Below are 5,521 nucleotides of genomic sequence, written 5' to 3'. Positions count from 1 at the left end.
CTGTCAGTTAATTCATGCCTGTCAGATCAAGTCTAAACTATTACATCCGATAGTTTAATTAATTTAAGGTTGTAAACGGGTGCATACATATGTCCCATGCAACTATTCAAACGTATCGAGAGATAGGGCTAGTGTACCTTGATAAAAACGGTTGTAAAACACCAACACGGAGACGGTAGCACATGCCCATAATAGCCCTATTCCTATAGTGAGTAGGGTTATCTTTCTCTCTTATTTATATCATATGTTTAACTTACAATATTCTTCCTTTATATGATTTTTTAAATTTTCTCCTTGGTATCCCATCACATAGTAAATACCGCCATTTACACCTGTACACAATACATAGAAAATTGCTTCTAATATTTCTCTTTTGCTATACTTTGACGACCTTCCTCCTTTCCTGTATGATACTCTGGGGTAGCTTTCTATTCTTGTCCATTCCCTTTGACTTAGGTCTGCTGGATGCTTTTTTCTCATCTTTACCCAGCACTAAAACTTTAGATATTATAGCCTTTTACTAATCTCTGGACAAGCTATAGCTTCGGTAAACTCAGGAGAAGGTTCTTTTGCAAAAAATGCAGCATGTACAGCATTTTTAATGAAAAAACACGCGGCAAGTGCAAATATTGCTGTTGGTATATAACACCAAGGAGAAGCTATACTAAAAAAAGTAGCAGAAGCTACTGTTAAGCAACAACAAGTAAATATTGCTTGAAGCATAATATACTGTCTATCAACACCACCATACTCGGCCATTAATTTTCTAACTTTGTTATTGCTGCCGTATGGTAAACAAAATATCTTAATAAAAGCTGTTACACTATTAGTAGCAAGATATGAATCACGCTCTATTGCTCTTGGTAAGTAATATTTTTTATTTGCATTAGGATCTGCACCATATTGCAGAAGCAGTTTTACAACCTTCTCTCTCTCATGCCAATTTTCACGACATTTCACCGCTTCATGTAATGCCTTATTGAGGCTTTCACTTTCTTTATAAGCACCATTCTCCAAGAATAGATTTATAATTTCAATGTCCGCTCCTTCAGTTACAGCAAGGATAAGTGGTGTATAAGAGATAATTGAATCATATAATATATCATTAATATAGTCACCAAATCTTTCATCTTTACCACTTTTGAATTTGGAAAAAAGCTTTTTAAGAAACGCTATATCCTGATTGCGGATAGCCCCATATAAGTAAAACCTCAAATCTTCAGGCGAATTAATTCCATTTAAATTTTCGTCAGTTAGATTTGTAACCTCTTCTATATTTTTCTTAGTGAGAAATTCATATGCAGAACCTAGCTGCTTAAATTTCTCTTCATTTTGTTTCTTCACAACCTCATTTTTACCTGAATGTTTATCAGGATGATATTTCAAAGCTAATTTTCTATAAGCTGATTTAATTTCTTGTTTACTAGGCTCATCACTTGATTCAAAACCTAATATTTTTAAAGCTTCGTCTCTTTGTATGGCCATAATGTTTCTTTAATAAATTTATATATATAGTTTATTATGTAATATCTATGATATAAAATCAAGTAATTCCCGATAATCTAGAAAAGCAAATTTTTCCATTAGCTGGTTTTTAGAAAAATTTAATCCCCTCTCATAAAATTCATTTTTCACATCAGATTTACAGTAATCATGAACCTGTCACGTGTAATGCTTCTCCACATAATCACTAATAATTGCCTTAAATTCTTCAAAAATATTATCACCTTGTAAAGTTTTGAAATATTTGCCGTCTTTGTAGACTGCTGAAACAGGTTTTTCTCCATACCCAGGCAGGCTGATCCCCAGATTTGCATGTTTGCTCTCTCCAGGACCATTTACTATGCATCCCATAACAGCAACTTTCATATACTCTACACCAGGATTATTTTTCTTCCATACCGGCATATGAGTTTTTATGTAGCCATTTACTTCCTCAGTTAATATACGAAAACGATCGCTACTTGTGCGTCCACAACCAGGACATGAACTCACCTGAGGGTTAAAGTGACGTAAACCTATAGACTGTAGTATTTCCTGACATACTACCACCTCATTAGTGCGTGATTCACCAGGGCGCTGAGTTAAAGAAGCCCGGATAGTGTCTCCAATACCATTTTGCAATAAATAAGTAAGCCCTGCTGTGGCATTTATTATGCCTTTATTACCCATACCAGCTTCGGTTAAACCCAAATGCAGCGCATAATTGGAAGATTTTGCAAGTGCCGTATAAACTAAAATTAAATCCTGCACTCTACTGACTTTACATGAAATGATTATTTTCTCTGCATTAAGGCCAATCTTTTCAGCTTTTTTTGCACTACCAAGAGCAGACATTACAAGCGTCTTACGTAATATAACATCAGAAGTTTTTGGATTACTAGACAAGGAGTTTTCATCCATTAATTTTTGTGAAAGGTACTTATCAAGACTACCCCAATTTACTCCAATTCTGACAGGAAGATCATGCGTTATTGCATACTCTATAATTTTTTCAAATTTTTCATCACGTTTATCACCAAAGCCTATATTACCTGGATTTATCCTAATTTTACCCAGAATTTTAATGTTGTCTGGATAATCCTGAATCAGCCTGTAGAGCTCATATTGTCCACAGCCTACTAATATCTTACCATCAAAGCCTTCTTTATTTATTTCCTCTACTATATAAGGTATTGCTTTTGCTACTTCCTCTGAGTTCAAAGCAATTCGCACCAATTCTGAACCTGCATGCGCTAGTTCTATTACTTCTTTTGCATATTTCTGAGCACTGCTTTTTATGTTGTCAGAATCTATATGTGCACCAAGTGCCATGGATTGAACAACTATAGGATTATTTCCACCTATCTTCACTTGTCCAACTTTTACAGTATGAGTTTTATGCCTGGAAACCGGCGATGACTCATATGCATCATCACTCAATGTCAGGTCTCTATCTAGCATATTATTAATCGTGACACTATTTTACTGTGTCAACTACACTGCCAAATGAACTTGAATCATTTAAACTATGCTGTGGTGTTCTATTTAGATCAGTAATAGAATCATGAGAGCACGTTCTTCTTGATGGACTTTCTTTTATAGTAACATTTATAGGGGAAACTTTTTTTTCTCGTGTTGAAGTAACTTTTTTCCCTTTTTGTTGTTCACTTTTATGCTGCTTACTTTCATACTGAGAAACTGGCTCTTGATCTATAAATACAGCACCCTTTAAACGTGCAAGATTAATACCATGCTGATTGATCATAGCATCCTCCCCATCTTCAACTATGCAAGCTCCCACGTTATTTGGCTCGTTATCAAGGCTAGCAATTTTTTTTTCTTTTAATTTTTTGATTAGATCTTCTTTATTTACGTTAACATTAGTTTGACCTTGTAACTTTCTTTTCTTGAGAATCTCCCTACGCTTTTCATATAGTTTATATGACTCAGCAAAATCCTCGTCTGCATGAAAATTTGCACCACCAGGATTACCAGGAGGTATGTACCTCTTACTGAACTTTACCTTAGACTTCGCTTCAACATTATGTACAGTAAAGAAACTAGAAACCAAAAGTATTAATATAAATAAAACTTTAGAAAAGATCTTAAGCATACTATAGTGAATATTGTGCTTTAAAAGATACCAATTAACAAACTTCAAGTAAATCAGAATCTCTACCAACTTTATAATACAAACATCTTTCTAAAAAATTTACTACCAAAACCTACATAATCTAAAGGAAATTTAAGGTGTTACAAATTTTACGTAACACCCTTTCAAGAAGAGCATTACACTCTTCCTTGCTGTAAGTTATTATTCAGTTTTTCGGTATCATTCACATTATTAAACTTTCCGCTTGGCATATCTTGAGACAAGTCGTTTTTCTTCTCTTTATCAAGCTTAACTCCCTGATAGATACAGAATGCAACAAAACTAGTTACAGCTATTGCAGCAACAGCACTGACTATGGCACAAGTTAGTATTGCTTGTTCTTGTCCCCCTACCATGTCTGCAAATGTTTCTACTTTTTCTTCTAAGCCTGTAAATTTTTCTTGCAAGCCTCTTAAGTGCTCTTGCATAGCTTGAAACTGCTCAGTACCAATCTTGTCTTCTAATGCACCAAAAACTTTTTCAAACTGCTCAACATCTATCTTTTGAGCTTCTTGCCACTCTTTTAATGCACTAAATACCTCTTCAAACTGTTTAGCATCTATCTTTTGAGCTTCTTGCCATTCTTTTAATGCGCTAAATACTTCTTGAAACTTTTTAGCATCAATATTTTGACTTTCCTGCAATGCTGTTACATCCGATTTATCAAAACCGAATACAAATTTGGTTATACCCATTTTTAACCCCCTAGCTAATTAATATATTACTATTGTACGTTTTTAGTAGTTAATTTAGTATTAAACACTATACAACTGGGATCCAATAAGAAATATCTGGATTCCAGCGGGCTTTGTTGCATAGGTCAAATAAAAAGAACTGGCAGTTACTGACAAAATTCACTATAAGACAAGCATTTAACCTACTAAAGAAAAATATGCCACAAAAAATGAGAGTCAGTAACTGCCATGAATATAACAAATTTCTCCAAGAGAGGGGAAATATTTTTTATTACGTCAATGATGCCATAGAAAATTGGTACGAAAAAGGTCCAAAAATGGCTGGTGGCAACTATATTTATAGCGATAAGGTCGTGATTCTGGTTCACATAATAACTTATTTATTTAGAATAGGTCTGAGACAGACAGCGGGATTTATAGCAGGGTACCTTGAGCAAGTAAGGAAAAACTTGCAAGTTATTAGCTATTCCCAGGCCTCAAGAAGGCTTAAAAAACTTAACATCAAAATTAATGATCGAAGACATGATAAAAATAATACAGAAGATATTGAGATTGCCATAGATAGTACTGATCTACAATAATATTCCAGGTCATAGCAAGGCAAATGGTACAGATAGAAAGTATCGCCGCTATGAGCAAACAAGAAAACTGCATGTAATGCTAGAGATAGGTAGCAAAAAAGTTATAGCAGCAAAATACAGTGGCGGAGTTTATTCTGACCACTATGGAGCATGTGATCTTATTGCAAGGATTGATGTTAAATATAATATAAGCACACTATATGCAGACAGGGCATATAATCGAAAGAAGTTATACAAACTGTGCGATGAGCTTGACATAAAGACAAGGATTCCTCCGCAAAATAATGCAGTAGAGCATCCAAAGTTGGATTATATGGATGAGAGAAATTCTACAATCAAGCTCATAAAGTCATATGATGAAGATGGTATGAAGAGGTGGAAAAAAGAGATAAATTATGGGAAGAGATCTTATATAGAAAGTTTTTTCTCGCGACTGAAGCAAACATTTGGTTTTAGTTTTAGAAACAAATCTGAGGTTAATCGTGAGAGAGAACTGCTACTCAAGTGTTATTTGCTTAACAAATTTACTGATATAGGCATGGCTAAATTTGAGATAGCTTCATGAATTTATTTGTAATAGTTTAGACTTGATCTGACAGGCATGAATTAAC

The 5,521-nt window shown here is 34.3% G+C and carries 4 protein-coding genes and 2 pseudogenes; 1 reads left to right on the top strand and 5 read right to left on the bottom strand.

Annotated elements, in window-relative coordinates:
• Positions 1–313: 313 nt before the first annotated feature.
• The 5 genes and pseudogenes from JR053_RS04795 to JR053_RS04775 form a co-directional block, all read right to left on the bottom strand.
• Positions 314–480, bottom strand: a pseudogene (locus JR053_RS04795) (transposase); the annotation flags it as partial.
• A gap of 27 nt (positions 481–507) precedes the next feature.
• Complete coding sequence (locus tag JR053_RS04790) at positions 508–1,485, bottom strand: DnaJ domain-containing protein (RefSeq protein WP_416603728.1); 978 nt, start codon at positions 1,483–1,485, stop codon at positions 508–510.
• Between the two features lie 177 nt (positions 1,486–1,662).
• The gene (gene ispG / locus JR053_RS04785) at positions 1,663–2,943 is read right to left on the bottom strand and encodes a flavodoxin-dependent (E)-4-hydroxy-3-methylbut-2-enyl-diphosphate synthase (protein ID WP_010401631.1); all 1,281 of its coding nucleotides are present in this window, start codon (positions 2,941–2,943) and stop codon (positions 1,663–1,665) included.
• Between the two features lie 16 nt (positions 2,944–2,959).
• Positions 2,960–3,595: a TRP75-related protein gene (locus JR053_RS04780; RefSeq protein WP_010401634.1), complete on the bottom strand. Its 636-nt coding sequence runs from the start codon at positions 3,593–3,595 to the stop codon at positions 2,960–2,962.
• Between the two features lie 176 nt (positions 3,596–3,771).
• Positions 3,772–4,329 carry a hypothetical protein gene (locus tag JR053_RS04775; protein WP_010401636.1) on the bottom strand — a complete coding sequence of 186 codons (558 nt, stop codon included), beginning with the start codon at positions 4,327–4,329 and terminating at the stop codon, positions 3,772–3,774.
• A 197-nt stretch (positions 4,330–4,526) separates the two neighbouring features.
• Between JR053_RS04775 and JR053_RS04770 the strand changes: the two are divergent.
• Positions 4,527–5,475 (top strand): annotated as a pseudogene (locus JR053_RS04770) (IS5 family transposase).
• Positions 5,476–5,521 lie beyond the last annotated feature (46 nt).

It is taken from the genome of Wolbachia endosymbiont of Nasonia vitripennis, from assembly GCF_048054115.1.
Classification (GTDB): Bacteria; Pseudomonadota; Alphaproteobacteria; order Rickettsiales; family Anaplasmataceae; genus Wolbachia.
The sequence above is the reverse complement of the archived record's forward strand: the minus strand, read 5'-3'. Positions and strand labels throughout refer to the sequence as shown.